The 17,359-nt window shown below is 55.4% G+C and carries 17 protein-coding genes; 14 read left to right on the top strand and 3 right to left on the bottom strand.

The window, feature by feature from the left end:
* Positions 1-98: 98 nt before the first annotated feature.
* On the top strand, positions 99-1,097 hold the full coding sequence (gene gpr / locus E5161_RS06230) for a GPR endopeptidase (protein ID WP_136776837.1): 999 nt from the start codon (positions 99-101) through the stop codon (positions 1,095-1,097).
* A 71-nt stretch (positions 1,098-1,168) separates the two neighbouring features.
* On the opposite strand, the gene E5161_RS06225 is transcribed toward gpr, so the two are convergent.
* Positions 1,169-1,591: a hypothetical protein gene (locus tag E5161_RS06225; protein ID WP_136776836.1), complete on the bottom strand. Its 423-nt coding sequence runs from the start codon at positions 1,589-1,591 to the stop codon at positions 1,169-1,171.
* Positions 1,592-1,823: 232 nt separating this feature from the next.
* Here E5161_RS06225 and E5161_RS06220 point away from each other — a divergent pair, with 232 nt between their 5' ends.
* The 5 genes from E5161_RS06220 (at position 1,824) to hemW (ending at position 8,921) form a co-directional block, all read left to right on the top strand.
* Complete coding sequence (locus tag E5161_RS06220) at positions 1,824-3,071, top strand: stage II sporulation protein P (protein WP_136776835.1); 1,248 nt, start codon at positions 1,824-1,826, stop codon at positions 3,069-3,071.
* Positions 3,072-3,110: 39 nt separating this feature from the next.
* Positions 3,111-3,497, top strand: coding sequence for a hypothetical protein (locus E5161_RS06215; RefSeq protein ID WP_136776834.1), 387 nt, complete (start codon positions 3,111-3,113; stop codon positions 3,495-3,497).
* 329 nt (positions 3,498-3,826) lie between these two features.
* A complete protein-coding gene (locus E5161_RS06210) occupies positions 3,827-5,776 on the top strand; it encodes an endonuclease MutS2 (RefSeq protein WP_136776833.1) in 1,950 nt (649 codons plus the stop codon).
* 75 nt (positions 5,777-5,851) lie between these two features.
* Positions 5,852-7,669, top strand: coding sequence for a translation elongation factor 4 (gene lepA, locus E5161_RS06205; RefSeq protein ID WP_136776832.1), 1,818 nt, complete (start codon positions 5,852-5,854; stop codon positions 7,667-7,669).
* Positions 7,670-7,727: 58 nt separating this feature from the next.
* Positions 7,728-8,921, top strand: coding sequence for a radical SAM family heme chaperone HemW (gene hemW / locus E5161_RS06200; RefSeq protein ID WP_136776831.1), 1,194 nt, complete (start codon positions 7,728-7,730; stop codon positions 8,919-8,921).
* Here hemW and E5161_RS20700 read toward each other — a convergent pair whose 3' ends face one another.
* Both E5161_RS20700 and E5161_RS06195 read right to left on the bottom strand, forming a co-directional pair.
* Positions 8,922-9,071, bottom strand: a complete 150-nt coding sequence (locus E5161_RS20700) for a hypothetical protein (RefSeq protein WP_169306585.1) — start codon at positions 9,069-9,071, stop codon at positions 8,922-8,924.
* A gap of 367 nt (positions 9,072-9,438) precedes the next feature.
* A complete protein-coding gene (locus tag E5161_RS06195) occupies positions 9,439-9,993 on the bottom strand; it encodes a DUF1572 family protein (protein ID WP_136776830.1) in 555 nt (184 codons plus the stop codon).
* 183 nt (positions 9,994-10,176) lie between these two features.
* On the opposite strand from E5161_RS06195, the gene E5161_RS06190 reads away from it, so the two are divergent.
* The 8 genes from E5161_RS06190 (at position 10,177) to E5161_RS06155 (ending at position 17,135) form a co-directional block, all read left to right on the top strand.
* Positions 10,177-10,644 (top strand): N-acetyltransferase, encoded by a 468-nt coding sequence (locus E5161_RS06190; protein ID WP_169306584.1) that lies wholly within the window; start codon positions 10,177-10,179, stop codon positions 10,642-10,644.
* Positions 10,645-10,806: 162 nt separating this feature from the next.
* Positions 10,807-11,832, top strand: a complete 1,026-nt coding sequence (gene hrcA, locus E5161_RS06185; protein WP_136776828.1) for a heat-inducible transcriptional repressor HrcA — start codon at positions 10,807-10,809, stop codon at positions 11,830-11,832.
* Between the two features lie 30 nt (positions 11,833-11,862).
* Entirely contained in the window at positions 11,863-12,465 is a 603-nt protein-coding gene (grpE, locus tag E5161_RS06180) for a nucleotide exchange factor GrpE (protein WP_136776827.1), read from the top strand.
* Positions 12,466-12,496: 31 nt separating this feature from the next.
* Positions 12,497-14,344 carry a molecular chaperone DnaK gene (gene dnaK / locus E5161_RS06175; protein ID WP_136776826.1) on the top strand — a complete coding sequence of 616 codons (1,848 nt, stop codon included), beginning with the start codon at positions 12,497-12,499 and terminating at the stop codon, positions 14,342-14,344.
* 23 nt (positions 14,345-14,367) lie between these two features.
* Positions 14,368-15,492, top strand: coding sequence for a molecular chaperone DnaJ (gene dnaJ / locus E5161_RS06170; protein ID WP_136776825.1), 1,125 nt, complete (start codon positions 14,368-14,370; stop codon positions 15,490-15,492).
* A 154-nt stretch (positions 15,493-15,646) separates the two neighbouring features.
* On the top strand, positions 15,647-15,829 hold the full coding sequence (locus tag E5161_RS06165; protein ID WP_211246693.1) for a YfhD family protein: 183 nt from the start codon (positions 15,647-15,649) through the stop codon (positions 15,827-15,829).
* A 3-nt stretch (positions 15,830-15,832) separates the two neighbouring features.
* Positions 15,833-16,183 (top strand): hypothetical protein, encoded by a 351-nt coding sequence (locus tag E5161_RS06160; RefSeq protein WP_136776824.1) that lies wholly within the window; start codon positions 15,833-15,835, stop codon positions 16,181-16,183.
* Between the two features lie 109 nt (positions 16,184-16,292).
* Positions 16,293-17,135 carry a tyrosine-protein phosphatase gene (locus E5161_RS06155; RefSeq protein WP_342773838.1) on the top strand — a complete coding sequence of 281 codons (843 nt, stop codon included), beginning with the start codon at positions 16,293-16,295 and terminating at the stop codon, positions 17,133-17,135.
* Positions 17,136-17,359 lie beyond the last annotated feature (224 nt).

The raw sequence follows: 17,359 nt of genomic DNA, 5'->3' as shown, positions 1-17,359 counted from the left end.
TTCTCCACACAACTTGTAACATTCTATCATGCAAGGGGGTAAATAGCAAGCTGAACTCCCCACTCCATCCGCATCCGAAAGGGGCTGACTCAAACCCGATGGATCTTGATTTGAGTAACTACAACGTAAGAACGGATCTGGCGCTGGAAGCCAGAGATTTGGCGGCTCCGGGCGGCGGGCAAATCCCCGGACTATGGTCCGAAGACGTGCAGGACGGCGGAGTTTACGTCAACCGCATGCAGATCCAAACACCGCAAGCGTCGCAGCAGATCGGCAAAATGATCGGTCATTATGTCACCCTTGATGTGCCGGGCCTTCGCAAAGGGGACGCCGATCTCCAGGATCGTGTCGCCACTGCTTTCGCGCAAGAATTTGAGGGGTTCCTCAGGCGTGTCGGCGTAAACCCGAACAGCAACGTGCTCATCGTCGGATTGGGCAACTGGAACGTGACCCCCGATGCGCTTGGCCCGATGGTGGTCGAAAATGTCGAGGTCACCCGCCAGTATTTCGAGTTGATGCCCGGTCAAGTAGACCCCGGTTACCGTCCGGTAAGCGCCGTGGCACCCGGCGTGATGGGCACAACGGGTATCGAGTCCAGCGATATCGTGGCCGGGATCGTGCAAAAATCTAGGCCCGATGTCGTGATTGCTATCGATGCTCTGGCCGCCCGGTCGCTGGAGCGGGTCAACACGACGATCCAGATCGCCGACACCGGCATTCACCCGGGATCCGGGATTGGGAACAAGCGGCGTGGACTTACCCGGGAAACGCTCGGCGTCCCTGTAATCGCGATAGGCGTTCCAACGGTGGTATACGCTTCGACGATCGTCAACGATTCGATGGATTTGGTTTTTCAACACATGAAGCAGCATACGAACAATTTCCAGCCGCTGTTCGGCGTATTCGGCGGCATGCAGGAGCAGCAGCGTTTGCAGCTGGTCAAGGAAGTATTACAGCCGCTCGGTCATGATCTCTTGGTCACGCCGAAGGAAATCGATGATTTCATGGAAGATATCGCCAACATTATCGCCAGCGGTCTGAACGCCGCCTTGCATGAAGCGGTCGACAGCAGCAACGTGGCAGCCTACACCCACTAACCGCAAGTGCAGTCGCCAAACCAGCCTTTCGTCTGTTCATCTGGCTCTTTCTGCGTAACAATTGATGAGCCTTAATATGAATAAAGGGAGACCCGGGGTGACACAGCCGCTGCGGGTCTTTTCTTGCATTTCCTATTTTTTGAACGGATCGATTTGCTCTTTTGAAAATATACATTGGACGTCGTAATCTTATAATTTTTGGATTTTAAAATTTCAACAATATCTTCTAGTTTTAGAGGTAATGGAGTAATCTTAGTTTCCCCTGTATCCCGAATGATAACTGCAAATTGGTCATTTGATTTGTTCTTTGCAATGGTAATAAAGGGACTTTTGAAATAGGGCATTGGCGCAACTTCAGCTAAATCTTTTTCTTTTAGAATCGTTTTATATCCAGACGGTGTTAAAAGGGCTTGTGCTTGCAACCATAGGTTTTGAGCCTTGGTTTCCGCAACCCAACAATGAAGTCGTGAAAATACATAAGCAGCAAATGCCAAGTGTTATTTGTATGGACTTCCTCATTATGATCACCTCGATAATCGCCACCTTTGAGTTAGACTTACCTCTTAAACGATCCAGCTCAGCAAAATGTTTAGATTGCAATTAAAACCCCGTTAATTCTATAAATCTTTCAACCAGGATGGTCTATCAGCTGCCTCTCTCTCATATGATTCATTACCTGTACAAACAGAGATTGGTCCCTGCAGGGACTTGGCAGGAGGATGAATCATGAAGCGTATCGTCGTGTCAGTCCATTGGCCGCAGCTGCGGTCGAGATGGCGCAAAGTTCTCGTCACCGGCCGTGCCTATGTTGTCCTAAGCTTCTGTTCCATGGCGGTGTTCGTGCTGCTGGGATTGGCCGGTATGCTGCAAAATGCGGCATCCGCCTCGCCGGTTCAATCAATGAAAGGGTTCGCGTCCTCCGTTTCGGGCTCCTTCTTCCGGTCTCTGCTCGGTATGGAGCTGCCGCATATGCAATCGGATCCGAAAGTTTCCCCGCTGCAGGCGGACCGGGTGGCCGGTTTTCTGCTCCGTTTTCTCACCGAACTGAATCCGAACGATCCGAAAAGTTTGCTGGCCCGCGAAATGCCCGGCATGAGCGCCGATAAATCGGTGCTGCTGCGGCAAGGCTCCGGCGGAGCCGACGAGGCGCCGGTCGATCACAGTCCATGGGAAGACGACGTCACAGCACCAGCCGATTCCAACTCGCCGGTTCCCGGCACACCGGCCGCGCCGGAAGACCGAAGATACTCGGAACAGGGTGAACCCGCCGAGCCGGGAACCGGCAGCGATTCTCCCGTCGAGCCCGTTCGCACAACCGGAGAAAAGAAAGTGGTGTTCATCTATCACTCTCATAATAGAGAATCTTATTTTCCCGAGCTGAAGCCGGGCGCCAAAGATGCAAGCTCCGGCTCCGTCAACGTGACGCTGGTCGGCAAAAGACTTGCGAGCCGGCTGGAAGCCAAAGGGATCGGCGCTTCTCACTCGTCCCGTGATTACCCGGTCACCGTCACGGGATTTAACTACAACTTGTCTTATAAATACTCACTCCAGACGCTCAGCCAAGCCGTGGCAGCCAATCGCAGCCTGAAGTTTTTTTTCGATATTCACCGGGATTCGCAGCGGCGCAGCAAAACAACGGCCACGATCAACGGTGTGGATTATGCGCAGGTGTATTTCATCATCGGGCACCGGAACCCCAGCTGGAAAGAAAATGAGGCATTCGCGAGCAAGATCCACGATATTTTAGAGAAGCAGTATCCGGGGTTGTCACGCGGCATTTGGGCCAAAGCGAACGGCAACGGAGAGTACAACCAGTCGATTTCGCCCGACAGCGTGCTGATCGAAATCGGCGGAGTCGACAACACGCTGAAGGAATGCTACCGGACGGCGGATGTGCTCGCGGATGTGATTGCCGATCTGTACTGGCAGAGTCAGGATGCGGTCAAAGCGGATGCCCAAACAAGCGCGTCTTGAGCGGGCACGGCATAAAAGGATAGGAGGTAGGGGTGCGGTATGCGCAGAGATTCGTTCAAGCTGCTGATCGTGGCGGGGATTGTTGCCTTTGCGGTTTTATATGGAATGGAACTGGCTTCACACGGGATCTCCACGGTCTACGGCCCGATGGATTCCCCTACGGTGGCGGAGGATCCCGCTTCGGCGGAAGAAGATTGGACGCTGCCGCCCCGCCGGACGGCCCCGGATGCATTCGGAGGCGCAGCGGCCGTGCAACCGGAAGCCCCCTATCCTTGGGGCGGTCAAGAAGAGCCCGTCATCCCCCGCAATGATCGGATACCGGTCGTGGACCGGATATCGGGCAAGACCGCGGAAGTACTCCACGGCCTGTCCAGCGGCGGCATCCGGTTTGTCGTTTCCTTGTTTGATAAAATGACGGGCTCCTGATCAAAATAAAGCCGGCCGCTTGACGACCGTGCTTTGGCTGGCATATGATGGTACTAATCCATTTCGATAGGGGAAATTTTGATGTTGGTGTCCGTTCTGATCTGATCAACTCCATATCGCTGCTTAGGGTTCATCGGAAGGCCGCGCGCGCAGCGCAGGTCGAATTTCGTGTCCTCCTGAAGCGGCTTGGAATGGCCAGAGAAGAACCGGAAGACCGCCCTGTCGTACGTTAAACGTATCGGGGAGATCCGCCGTGCTCATTCGGGCACGGCTTTTTTGCGTCTAGGCGCGAATACCCCGCCCCTTAAATCGAATTGGAGGAATACACGTTGAGAGAACATTCCCTGAAAAAATTAGAATATCCCCGTATTGTGGATACTTTGACCGGATATACGTCGACGTACGCCGGACGTAGGCTGGCGGAAGAGATCCGTCCGATGACCGACGTTGCCGTTATCACCCGAAGACTGCAGGAAACCGAGGAGGCACGCTCCTTGCTGTCCCGCGGAGGACATCCTCCGCTTCCTTTGCTTGAAGGGATGGAGACGATCATGGCGCTGCTCGGCACAGGATATGTGCTGTCCGAGCAACAATTCGGCCATCTCGCCCAATTCGCGCGCAGCTGCGGACAGCTGCGGCAATATATGGCTTCCAAGAGAGCGGATGCGCCGAATGTGGCGGGCTATGCGGCGTCGATGCACGATTTGGGCAAGCTGAAGACCGCCATCGAGGAATGTGTCGACCGCGGCAGTATCGTGGACAGCGCCAGTGCCGAGCTGCACAAAATCCGTAAAAAGCTCCGAACCGTCGAGGAACGCCTGCATAAGAGACTGGAAGGACTTTTGTCCAAACATGCGGCGATTTTGCAGGAGCGGCTGGTTAGCCAGCGCAACGGCCGCTACGTGCTGCCGGTGAAGAAGGAATTTCGGAAGCGGATTTCCGGCGTCGTATTGGACGAATCCGCCAGCGGCCAAACCGTGTTCCTTGAGCCGTCCGAGCTGGCCGAGCTGCAAATGGAGCTTTCCGGCTTAAGAGCGGAGGAGCACCGGGAGGAACTGCAAATTCTCGCGCAGCTCAGCGGGGTAGCTGAATCTTATTCACACGAGCTGTCTGTGAATGTGGAGACTGCCGCGCATTACGATTTCCTGTTCGCCAAAGCCAAATGGGCGCTCGCGATCGGTGCGACAGCCGTGGAAATGAACGACGAGGGCGTAATTCGTCTCCATCAGGCAAGGCACCCTTTCTTGCCGGGCAAGCCGGTTCCCCTCAGCTTGGAAATCGGCACAGGCTACCGGTCGCTGCTCGTCACCGGTCCGAATACCGGCGGCAAAACGGTGTCGTTGAAGACGGTCGGCATCTTGACGCTCATGGCGCAGTCCGGGCTGCTTATTCCCGCCGGGGAAGGAAGCCGGCTCGCCGTGTTTCGTTCGGTGGAGGCGGATATCGGCGACGACCAAAGCTTGGATGCATCTCTCAGCACCTTCTCCGCCCATATGCGAAATGTGATCGATATTTTGGGCGTCGCCGGTTCGGGCACTTTGGTGCTGCTGGATGAATTGGCCACCGGGACGGATCCGGGCGAAGGCGTCGGCCTGTCCATCGCCGTTCTCGAGGAGCTTTACCGCCGCGGGTGTCTGGTAATGGCCACGACCCATTTTAACGAAATCAAGGAATATGCGCGGGTGACGCCAGGTTTCCGCAACGCGCGGATGGCGTTCGATGAGGATACGCTGCAGCCGCTTTATCGCTTGGACATGGGAGAGGCGGGAAACAGCTATGCGTTCGTAATTGCCGCCAAACTGGGCATTCCTCCCGGTATCGTGGACCGCGCGCGGGTTATCGCGCACACTTTGAAGCAAGGACGGCCGACTTCGGCGGAGGGCATCCCCGCCGCTATCGCCGAGGGACAGCCGCATCCCCATGCATCACAGCCAAAAGAACAACGCAGCAGAGCGGAGCGGGAACCGGGACAGTTGCCGAATTTTGAGGTCGGAGATGTCGTGTTTATCCCTCAACTGAAAAAAACCGGCGTCATTTACCGGCTGCCCGATGAACGCGGCAATCTGATTGTCCAGGTGCAGAAGGAAAAGCTAACCCTTAATCACAAGCGTGTCCGGCCCTATATCGAACGCAAAAATTTGTATCCGGGCGAGGATTACGACATGGATATCGTCTTCGAATCGGTCGAGAACCGGAAAAAACGCAAGCTAATGAGCAAACGCCACGTCCCCGGACTGACGATCGAGAAGCCGGAAGAAGATGAAAACAATGACGATTGATGGCCTCGGACTCCCTTGATATAATGAAGTGATCGGCTCATTGACGCAAGGGACCGGGTGGAGGTACTCAAATTCATGGCAGAATCTAATGTCAAACAAAGCCATATTCGCAATTTTTGCATTATCGCGCATATCGACCACGGCAAATCGACGCTGGCCGACCGCATATTGGAATATACCGGCGCCTTGACTTCCCGCGAAATGCAGGAGCAGGTGCTCGATTCGATGGATCTCGAGAGAGAACGCGGCATCACGATCAAACTGCAGGCCGTTCGTCTGCAGTACAAGGCGGATGACGGAGAGACGTACACGCTGCATTTGATCGATACGCCCGGACACGTCGACTTTACGTACGAAGTATCGCGAAGCTTGGCGGCTTGCGAAGGCGCGCTTCTTATCGTGGACGCCGCCCAAGGCATTGAAGCGCAGACGCTGGCGAACGTCTATCTCGCCTTGGACAACAATTTGGAGATTTTACCGGTCATCAACAAGATCGATTTGCCGAGCGCGGAGCCGGAGCGCGTGAAGCAGGAGGTCGAGGACGTCATCGGGCTCGACGCCAGCGAAGCGGTGCTTGCCTCGGCGAAGAACGGGATCGGCATCAAGGAAATTCTCGAGCAGGTCGTGTCGAAAATTCCGGCTCCGCAAGGGGATCGGAACAAGCCGCTGAAGGCGCTCATTTTCGATTCCTATTATGACGCGTACAAAGGGGTCATCTGCTTCATCCGGGTGATCGACGGCACCCTCAAAGCCGGTTCGCGCATCAAATTTATGGGCACTGGCGCATCGTTCGACGTCGTGGAAGCCGGCACCTTCCGGCCGCGCGCCACAGCCGTTGACGAATTAGGCCCGGGCGATGTCGGTTATGTGACGGCTTCGATCAAGAACGTCAAAGATACACGCGTCGGAGATACGATCACCGATGCTCAAAACCCCGCGGCGGAAGCTCTCCCGGGATATCGGCGCACCAATCCGATGGTGTTCTGCGGTCTTTACCCGATCGACTCGACCGATTATAACGATTTGCGGGACGCGCTGGAGAAGCTCGAACTGAACGACGCCTCCCTGCGCTTTGAGCCGGAGACTTCCCAAGCGCTCGGCTTTGGATTCCGCTGCGGCTTCCTCGGAATGCTCCATATGGAAATCATTCAGGAACGGATTGAGCGGGAGTTCAACATTCCTTTGATCACGACGGCGCCGAGCGTTATTTACAAGGTGACGCAGACGAACGGCGAGGTGCTGGAAATTTCCAACCCGTCCGAATATCCGGAGCAGGGCAAGATCGAGCAGGTGGAGGAGCCCTACGTGAAGGCGTCGATCATCGTGCCTAACGATTACGTCGGGGCGATTATGGAGCTTTGCCAGGGCAAGCGCGGCGATTTTCTCGACATGCAGTATTTGGACGCCAACCGCGTCACGCTGAAATACGAAATTCCGCTGGCGGAAATCGTCTACGACTTTTTCGATCAGCTCAAGTCCAGCACGAAGGGCTACGCGTCTTTCGACTATGAGTTGACCGGTTACAAGGTTTCCAATCTGGTCAAAATGGACATTTTGCTTAACGCCGAGAAGGTGGACGCGCTGTCGTTCATTGTTCACCGCGACCGGGCATATAACCGGGGACGGGTCATTTGCGAGAAGCTCAAAGATTTGATCCCGCGCCAAATGTTCGAGGTGCCAATCCAGGCGGCCGTCGGGCAGAAGGTCATCAGCCGGGAAACGATCAAGGCGATGCGCAAAAACGTGCTGGCCAAATGTTACGGCGGCGACATTACGCGGAAGCGCAAGCTGCTGGAGAAACAAAAAGAAGGCAAAAAACGCATGAAGCAGGTCGGCAACGTGGAAGTGCCGCAAGAGGCGTTCATGGCCGTTCTGAAACTCGATAACGATTGACGGAGGCGGGCTTCGGCCCGTTTTCTCTCTTATTCGGATAGATCAGGAGGTGTGACGAATGGATACGAAAACACCGTCCGTCGCGGTTCCACCCGTTCATACGTGGACCCCGAGGGCGCTTTATCTTCATATTCCTTTTTGCACGAACAAATGCTTCTACTGCGATTTTAACTCCTATGTGGCGGAAGGGCAGCCGATCGATGCCTATCTCGACGCGATCGAGCGGGAGATGGCGCAAACGGCGGAGCTGCTCCCGCCGGAGCGGATCGAGACCGTTTTCGTCGGCGGGGGTACGCCCACCGTGCTGACTCCGGCGCAGTTGAGGCGATTTTTGGCGGATGTGCGCAAACATTTTCCGCTTGCTCCCGGCGTCGAATTCACGATGGAAGCGAACCCGGGTACGACCGATCCGGCAAAACTGGCAGCGATGCTGGATGGCGGCGTGAACCGAATCAGCTTCGGCGCGCAATCGTTCGACAACGAACTGTTGAAAGTGATCGGCCGTATTCACGAGGCGGACGATGTGGTGAAAAGCATCGCCAATGCGAAGGCTGCGGGATTTAAGAATTTGTCCATTGATCTCATGTTCGGGCTTCCCAATCAAAAGCTCCGGCATCTCGAGGACAGCGTGTCCCGGGCGCTGGAGCTTGATCTTCCGCATTATTCGCTTTACAGCCTGAAAGTGGAAGAGAACACGTTGTTCCATCGCCTCTATGAGCGCGGAGAGCTTCCCCTTCCGGAAGAGGAAGAGGAGCTGGCGATGTACCGTCATCTGATGGAACGTCTCGGAGGCGCCGGTTACCGCCATTACGAAATCAGCAATTTCGCACGACCCGGATTCGAGAGCCGTCATAACACGACCTACTGGCGCAATGAGCCGTATTACGGCATCGGGGCGGGTGCGCACGGTTACGCGCACGGCCGGCGGCATATCAATATCAAAGGCGTTCAGCCGTACATCGATGCGGCCCGCAAAGGGCTGCCGAGGCTGGAAAGTCACGACGTGGACGCGCATGAGGCGATGGAAGACTTCATGATGGTGGGCCTGCGGCTGCTGGAAGGCGTGAAAGCTTCCGATTTCCAGTCGCAGTTCGGGCGGCATGAGTCTCTGGAAGGCAGGTTCGGCGCCACTTTGGAAAGGCTGCTGTCGCAAGGGCTGCTGGAGCGGGCGCTTGTGGAGAACAAGACGGGCTACCGGTTGACGCCGCAAGGCGTTTTTCTCGGCAACGAAGTGTTCGGCGCGTTTGTGTGACTACACCAAGAAGTATAGCGCCACAACGGCCACGGACCCGTGAAACAGCACTTCGAGCCAGTTTTTTCGAGGCAAATGGGTTTGTACGAGGACGTAAAACGAACGGACGATAATGACGATCAGCGCGATCTGAAAAAGGAGCAGCGGCATGTGATCCCCCTCCTTACAGATAGATTCCTAATATTTATGTGAATCAGGCACAAATCATACTGCAGCAAAAACCGCCGGTCCCTTGGGCCGGCGGTTTTGGTGAGGAGCGGGTGCGTGTTTTGCGGCAAGCGGTGGATTACACGGTCGGGCGCAGCCTCGCTAGCAGGCTCGTGCCACCGCCCGCCTGCAAAGCAATAAAATTGCTTTACAGCACGGTTCTCGTCCGATCGTCGGCCTGCAAAGCAAATAAATTGCTTTACAGCACGGTCCTCGTCCAATCTTCGGCCTGCTAAGCGATAAAATAGCTTTACAGCACGATTCGTCCAATCGCACCTTCGCACGAAGCAAATAAGCCTGCGCGACAGTCTTATTTGCCGAACTGCTCGTTCATGCGCTCGTTAAAGCCCACGGATCCGCCCTTGGGGATGCTCAGCGTGCGCCAATCGGCGGATTTGCGAGCTTTGGCGACATAGACCAACTGGCCGGTGTGGTAAGCATAGTGCGAGATTTGGCGATGGATCGCCTGAAGCACGGTGTGGGGCTGTCCTCGGATGGTCACTTCGCGCATCAAGTCTTCCGGAGCCAGCGGTTCCAACGCGCCGAACACGACGCTCCATCCGTTTTCCCAAAGCGCTCGCAGCGCTTCCAGGTCCGCTACATCGTCCACAAATTCATGATCGCGGTTCCGGTACGGCTTCTCCCCGTCCGAGTTCAGGAAATCGGTCCAGCGGGAAATCATGTTTCCGGCCAAATGTTTGACGATAACGGAGGCACTGTTGCTTTCCGAATCCGGAGCCCAGCCGATGCTTTCGTCGTCCAGTTGGGCAAGCGCGCCGTCGCCTAACTTCTTCATTGCGCGAAAATCGTACAGTACCGTTTCAAGCGTATGACGGGCCAAATTTTCATATAGATCGTAACTCATCGGGAACACTCTCCTCTTTTCCCTCATCATAACCGTCTTAGCCCTCTGTTGTCCGAATCATTTTTTTACTCGGCCCGATAAACAAAAAAGAGAAAGAATGTACAATTCACACTTGAGGATTCATTCATCATAATGTATATTTATACACATCAACCTGAGGGAAAGCCGGAGAGAAGGGATCCCGTGAATACGACCATCGCCTGCCGGAAGGCACAACTTTCGGATGTAGAAGCTCTTTACACGCTAATTCAAGGGTACGCGGAGAAGGGCATTATGCTTCCCCGCTCCAGAGAAGCACTGCAGCGGCATATTGAATCGTTCATCGTCGCGGAGGAAGACGGAAGGCTGATCGGCTGCGGCTCCTTGTTCCGGCTCGGTGCCGATTTGGTGGAAATCCGCTCGCTCGGCATGGCGGAAGGCTACAAAGGCAAAGGCCTCGGAAGCCGGATTGTCGACGCATTGATCGAGGAAGCCAGGAATATGGGCGTGCCAAAAGTGATGGCATTGACGTATGCCGTCGATTTTTTCAACAAAAACGGATTCGAGGTGGTCGATAAAGAAATTTTTCCGGAAAAAGTGTGGACGGATTGCGTGCATTGCGCGAAACAAAATTGCTGCGACGAAATCGCCGTCCTCAAGACGCTCGCCTGACCGCCGGGGTGTACGCCCAGGCGGTTTTTTCATGCCCGCGGACCGTCCGGATCGTCCTTGACAAGGACCGGAACGGTTTGGTATTTTTGTAATAGTCATTAGCACTCTTCTCAATTGAGTGCTAACGAGGCGAATAAGCAGCAGCAAGGAGGGAAGCCCAGGATGTTAAGCGAGCGCCAAAAAATGATTTTGACCGCGATTGTAGATGATTACATTCGTTCCGCAGAACCTGTCGGATCGCGCAGCATCTCGAAGCGGGCAGATGTGTCGTTCAGCCCGGCCACCATACGCAACGAGATGGCGGATCTGGAGGAGCTCGGCTATCTCGAACAGCCGCACACTTCCGCGGGACGGGTTCCTTCTAATAAAGGGTACAGATACTATGTGGATCACCTGGTCACCCCGGGCGGCGTTCAAGAAGAAGACGTCCGGAGAATCCGGTCTTTTTTCGCGGAAAAAATGACCCATTGGGAAGACGTGATCGGGCATGCATCGACGATCTTGTCTCAGCTGACGAATTATACGTCGATCGTGCTTGGCCCCGAGATGTTCACCACTTCGCTGAAGCACTTCCAGCTCGTGCAGCTCAACGAACACTCTGCGGTCGCGATCATCGTGACCAACACCGGTCATGTGGAACATCGCCCGGTTACGATCCCGGAAGGAATCGAAATCCACGATCTTGAAAAAATGGTGCGCATGCTGAACGATAAGTTGATCGGCGTACCGTTCATCCGCGTCAAAAGCGTGCTCCACAGCGAAATCGCCAGCGAGCTGGCGCGTTACGTCGACCGCTGCGAGGAGATTTTGAACGTACTCGAGCAATCGCTCGCCGATCAGAAAGATCCCCGCGTGTACTTGAGCGGTGCGGCCAACATGCTGTCGCAGCCCGAGTTCAAGGATGTGGACAAAGCAAAGAATATCCTCGATGTGCTCGAAGAAACGACGAAGCTTTCGCAGCTGTTCTCTTCGGCGCCAGGGGGCATTCAAGTCAAGATCGGTACGGAAAATACGATGGAAGCGATCAATCAGTGCAGCTTGATCACCGCGACCTACACGCTGGATGGACAATCGCTCGGCACGATCGGCATTCTCGGGCCAACACGCATGGAATACGGGAAAGTGATCAGCCTTCTCGATTATTTGTCCCAAGACATCGCGGTTCTGATGTCCCGCTGGTACAAGTAACGAACGTTTGGTATTCGGATGCGGCCCGGAATGTTAGGAGGTGAACGCGGCGTGAAGACGAATGAGACGAAGGAGCAACAGCAGATGGAAGAGCATTTGGAAGAGCGTCAAGAAGAGCGCACGGAAACTTCCCCTGCGGAAGCGGAAGAGACCTCGGCGCAGGATCCGGCCCGACAGCCGGAGGATGACCGTCTGAGCGAACTTCAGCGGCAGGCGGAGGAGAACCATAGCCGTTTCCTGCGGGCACAGGCGGATTTCGACAACTACCGCCGCCGTACTCAGAAAGAGAAAGAAGAGCTGGCGCAATACGCGTCATTGAAGCTTGTCGACCAGCTGCTGCCGGTGCTCGACAATTTCGAGCGGGCGCTGCAGTCGGGCGGGGAAGCGGCGGAATCCCATTCTTTTTCCAAAGGTGTCGACATGATTTTCCGGCAATTCTATCAGGTGCTGGAGAACGAAGGGCTGAAAAAAATCGAGGCCGTCGGACAGCCGTTCGATCCGGAATTACATCAGGCGATCATGCAGGTGGAAAGCGAAGAACACGAATCGGGCACCGTCGTGGAGGTTGTCCAGAACGGCTATTGGATGAAGGACAAAGTACTGCGGCCTGCCATGGTGAAAGTCAGCGGCTAACGACTGCCAGTTTCGATAGGAGGACTTTATAATGAGCAAAGTAATCGGCATTGACTTGGGAACGACGAACTCTTGCGTAGCGGTCATGGAGGGCGGAGAAGCCGTCGTCATTCCGAACGCGGAAGGCAACCGCACGACTCCTTCGGTCGTCGGCTTTAAGAAAGACGGAGAGCGCATCGTCGGTGAAACCGCGAAGCGCCAAGCGATCACGAACCCGGATCGTACCGTGATTTCCGTTAAGCGTCACATGGGTACGAACCACAAGGAAACGATCGACGGCAAAGACTATACGCCGCAAGAAATTTCGGCCATGATTCTGCAAAAGCTGAAAGCCGACGCCGAAGCCTATTTGGGTCAATCGGTCAAACAAGCCGTTATTACCGTTCCAGCCTATTTTAATGACAGCCAGCGTCAAGCGACTAAAGATGCGGGCGCTATCGCCGGGCTTGAAGTGCTGCGGATCGTGAACGAGCCGACAGCGGCCGCTCTGGCTTACGGGCTGGAGAAGAACGAAGATCAAACCATCTTGGTATTCGACCTTGGCGGCGGTACGTTCGACGTCAGTATTCTGGAGCTGGGAGACGGCTTCTTCGAAGTGAAAGCCACGAGCGGCGACAACAACCTCGGCGGCGACGATTTCGACCAAGTGGTCATGGAATGGCTGTCCGGCGAGTTCAAAAAAGAGCACGGCGTCGATCTGCTGAAAGACAAGGCGGCGGTCCAGCGTCTGAAGGATGCGGCCGAAAAAGCGAAGAAAGAGCTGTCCGGCACGCTGTCCACGACGATTTCGCTGCCGTTCATCACCGTGGTTGACGGAGTTCCGCAGCACTTGGAGCTGAATTTGACCCGCGCGAAATTCGACGATCTGACATCCAATCTCGTCGAACGCACGATGGGTCCGACCCGGCAAGCGATGTCCGATGCCGGCCTCACGGCGGCCGATATCCACAAAGTGGTGCTGGTCGGCGGTTCCACTCGTATTCCTGCCGTTGTGGAAGCCATCAAGAAGCTGACCGGCAAAGAGCCGCACAAAGGCGTAAATCCGGATGAAGTCGTTGCGCTCGGCGCTGCGGTTCAAGCGGGCGTACTTACAGGCGACGTGAAAGACGTCGTTCTGCTCGACGTTACTCCGCTGTCCCTCGGGATTGAGACCGCGGGCGGCGTCATGACGAAAATGATCGACCGTAACACGACAATTCCAACCAGCAAATCGCAGGTGTTCTCGACATTCGCGGACAATCAGACGCAGGTGGAAATCCACGTCCTGCAAGGCGAACGTGCGATGGCACGCGACAACAAGACGCTCGGACGCTTCATTCTGAGCGATATCCCGCCGGCTCCGCGCGGTATTCCGCAAATCGAAGTCACGTTCGATATCGACGCCAACGGCATCGTGAACGTAAACGCGCTGGACAAAGGAACGGGCAAAAGCCAGAAAATCACGATCACTTCGTCCAGCGGCTTGAGCAAGGATGAGATCGAGCGCATGCAGAAGGAAGCCGAGCTGCACGCCGAAGAAGACAACAAGCGCCGCGAATTGGTCGAGGTGAAAAACAGCGCCGACCAGCTCGTGTACACGGTGGAGAAAACGATCAAAGACCTGGGCGACAAAGTCGACGCAGGCGAGATCCAAAAAGCCGAAGAAGCGAAAGAAAAAGTGAAAAAAGCCGCAGAAGGCGACAACCTGGAAGAAATCAAGGCGGCGACCGACGAGCTGACCCAAATTGTGCAGCAGCTTTCCGTCAAGCTGTATGAACAGGCCGCTCAAGCGGGACAAGGCGCTCCGGGTGCGGAAGGCGCGGACGCCGGTGCCGGTGCCGCGAAGAAAGAAAACGTGGTCGACGCCGACTATGAAGTCGTAGACGAAGACAAGAAATAAGAAGTAAATCTGGGGGTGGAGAGTTGGCCGACAAAAGAGACTTTTACGACGTTCTCGGCGTGAGCAAGGGAGCCTCCGCGGAGGACATCAAAAAAGCGTACCGCAAGCTCGCGCGCCAATACCACCCGGACGTCAACAAGGCAACGGACGCGGAAGAGAAGTTCAAAGAAGTGAAGGAAGCTTACGACGTCCTGAGCGACGATCAGCGCCGGGCCCGGTACGACCAGTTCGGTCATGAAGACCCGTCCGCCGGCTTCGGCGGAGGCGGGTTCAACGGCGCCGATATGGGCGGATTCGGCGATATATTCGATATGTTCTTCGGCGGCGGCGGACGGCGGGATCCGAACGCTCCGCAGCGAGGCAACGATCTTCAATACACGATGACGATCGAATTCAAGGAAGCGGTGTTCGGCAAGGAAACGGACATCACGATTCCCCGCACCGAAACGTGCGACACCTGTCACGGCAACGGCGCGAAGCCCGGGACGAGGCCGGAAACCTGCTCCGTCTGCCACGGTACCGGCCAACAGGAAGTGGCACAGAACACCCCGTTCGGCCGCATTGTGAACCGCCGCGCTTGTTCGGCGTGCGGAGGGCGCGGACGCATCATTAAAGAGCGCTGTCCGACATGTGCAGGCAGCGGTCAAGTGAAGAAAAACCGTAAAATTCACGTCAAAATTCCCGCAGGCGTCGACGACGGTTCCCAGCTCCGCATGACCGGAGAAGGGGAAGGCGGCCAGCGCGGCGGGCCGCCGGGCGATTTGTACATCGTACTGCGCGTCAAGTCCCACGATTTCTTCGAACGGGAAGGCGACGACATTTATTGTGAGATTCCGCTTACCTTCGCGCAAGCGGCATTGGGCGACGAGATCGAAGTGCCGACGCTAACGGAGAAAGTGAAGCTGAAAATTCCAGCCGGCACCCAGACGGGCACGTATTTCCGCCTGAAAGGGAAAGGTGTCCCGAAGCTTCGCGGATATGGGCAGGGTGACCAGCACGTGAAAGTGACGGTCGTGACCCCGACTTCCTTGACCGAGGAGCAAAAAAACCTGCTTCGTGAATTTGCGGCTACGGCTGGCGAGTCCACGCACGAGCAGCACGGCGGCAGTATTTTCGACCGTATGAAAAAAGCGTTTCTGGGCGACTGATTCCCGGTCGTCCTTCATCAGACCGTCCTTACGGGCCTTACCGGCTCTGGAGGACGGTCTTTTGCGCATAACCTGAACGCTGCGTGTGCAATATAGGGGAGTCAACCATATATTGCCGGAATTAGACACTTGAACCGGCAGAAGGAGGTTCCCCATGAACGTATCCCGAATGATCCGTGAGCCGGTTTACCGACAAGAGGAAGACTATGATCAGCTGCCTATGGGTTCGGCGGAAGACGTGGAATATTCCGAAGAGCTCGCCGACCATGAGGACATCGAAGCGCAGCAGAGGGCGGCCGAAGCCGACCGGCGGGCAGCCGCGTATGAGGGGGACTGACCTGTGGACACCCATACGATACAAGCGCGATTTGCCACGCAGGAAGAGGCCGAGTCTGCGGTGCGCAAGCTGTCCTCGCTGCGCGGAGACCGGTTTCGTCTGGAACGGGAATCCGGCGGGTATACGAGAATGGCAGCATCCGAGATGGCATCCGAGCCAGCGCCGGGTGCCATGAATGCATCCGAGCCGGCGGGCGCTCCCGTACAAAATTTCAGCGGTACACTGGCGAACGAATTCGCCTCCGATGTTGGAACGGCTCCTGCGGCCGCTTTTACTTTGTCGGCGGATGTACCGGCTTCCGTTACGGAGCAGGCCCGCAGGGTGATTCAGGATGCCGGCGGTGAATTGAAATAACCGCCGCGGCGCCAACTGAGTGTAATCCCCGCCCTGCCCCTGTCTGGGCGGGGTATTTTCCTTTGTGGATATTTGAAAAGCTGATAATTGTATTTTCGTATGATAGACTATGGTGGAACTTGCCTCCCAGGCTTGTGATTATATCGATTTAGGAAGTGAAGTTCCCATGATAGATATTCATACGCATATCCTGCCCGGACGGGATGACGGAGCGGCCGATTGGGAGGAGACTTTACGGATGGCGCGTACAGCCGCTGCAGAGGGAATTACGAAGATTGTGGCAACGCCGCACCACGCGAACGGGCACTATTGGAACACAGCGGTCGAGGTAGAAGAGCACACCTTGCGTGCGAATGAGCGGTTAATAGAGGCGGGTGTGCCGGTTACGATTATGCCAGGACAAGAGATTCGGGTACACGATGATCTGTTGGAGGCATGGTATAGGCAAGAACTGCTGCCGCTTGCCGGCTCCAGCTATGTATTAATTGAAATGCCATCCGGACATTTACCGCCGAAGATGGAAGAATTGATTCATGAGCTCAATGTGATGAAGCTAAAACCGATCATCGCCCATCCAGAACGTAATGCGGAAATCATCAAGCAGCCTGGGCGGCTTGCCGAGTTGGTCGAGATGGGAGCTTTGGCACAAGTGACTACACATTCGCTGCTTGGCGGCTTCAGCGGACGCATCCAAAAAACGGCTTGGTCGCTTTGCGAAAGGGGTCTCATTCACCTTGTTTCGTCGGATGCTCATCATCTCCGAACCAGGGGATTCCGTTTGCGAGAGGCATACGATGCGGTTCGCCGCCGTATGGGAGAGCCTTGGGAAACTTATTTTCGAAACAATGCGAAGTGTGTGGTTGAAGACAGACCTTTCGGCAGTAAACCTGCCTCGGCTGCCAATGGCTCAGGTGTTTTACGCCGTGCCATATCCTTTTTTTACAGTAAATAGCATTCATATGACGCTCTTCAAGAACCTGCTCACCGTGTCGCCGCGGAAATGATCGGGTTTTTCTTCTTATGAAGGTTAAAATTTCCGCATTTGTACGTAAAATTTTTCATTTCAAAAACGTTGCATGCCAAGTTGGACTATTTTTTCGTCCCGCTTTTCTAGGACGCTCGTCATTGGTCCTTCCTTGACCCATGCTTTCGCGCGTAATTTCCCATGCGGATAAT

Origin of the sequence: Cohnella pontilimi, assembly GCF_005049045.1 — a bacterium.
GTDB classification, from domain to species: Bacteria; Bacillota; Bacilli; order Paenibacillales; family Paenibacillaceae; genus Cohnella; species Cohnella pontilimi.
This window is presented reverse-complemented; position numbering and strand designations above follow the sequence as displayed.

Bases quoted from the DNA above. Each gene is read 5' to 3' on its own strand.
- lepA (WP_136776832.1), top strand. From the start codon at position 5,852: ATGGCAGAATCTAATGTCAAACAAAGCCATATTCGCAATTTTTGCATT.
- E5161_RS06165 (WP_211246693.1), top strand. From the start codon at position 15,647: ATGAACGTATCCCGAATGATCCGTGAGCCGGTTTACCGACAAGAGGAA.
- E5161_RS20700 (WP_169306585.1), bottom strand. From the start codon at position 9,071: ATGCCGCTGCTCCTTTTTCAGATCGCGCTGATCGTCATTATCGTCCGT.
- E5161_RS06220 (WP_136776835.1), top strand. From the start codon at position 1,824: ATGAAGCGTATCGTCGTGTCAGTCCATTGGCCGCAGCTGCGGTCGAGA.
- grpE (WP_136776827.1), top strand. From the start codon at position 11,863: ATGTTAGGAGGTGAACGCGGCGTGAAGACGAATGAGACGAAGGAGCAA.
- E5161_RS06155 (WP_342773838.1), top strand. From the start codon at position 16,293: ATGGTGGAACTTGCCTCCCAGGCTTGTGATTATATCGATTTAGGAAGT.
- gpr (WP_136776837.1), top strand. From the start codon at position 99: ATGGATCTTGATTTGAGTAACTACAACGTAAGAACGGATCTGGCGCTG.
- dnaK (WP_136776826.1), top strand. From the start codon at position 12,497: ATGAGCAAAGTAATCGGCATTGACTTGGGAACGACGAACTCTTGCGTA.
- E5161_RS06215 (WP_136776834.1), top strand. From the start codon at position 3,111: ATGCGCAGAGATTCGTTCAAGCTGCTGATCGTGGCGGGGATTGTTGCC.
- E5161_RS06195 (WP_136776830.1), bottom strand. From the start codon at position 9,993: ATGAGTTACGATCTATATGAAAATTTGGCCCGTCATACGCTTGAAACG.
- hrcA (WP_136776828.1), top strand. From the start codon at position 10,807: ATGTTAAGCGAGCGCCAAAAAATGATTTTGACCGCGATTGTAGATGAT.
- hemW (WP_136776831.1), top strand. From the start codon at position 7,728: ATGGATACGAAAACACCGTCCGTCGCGGTTCCACCCGTTCATACGTGG.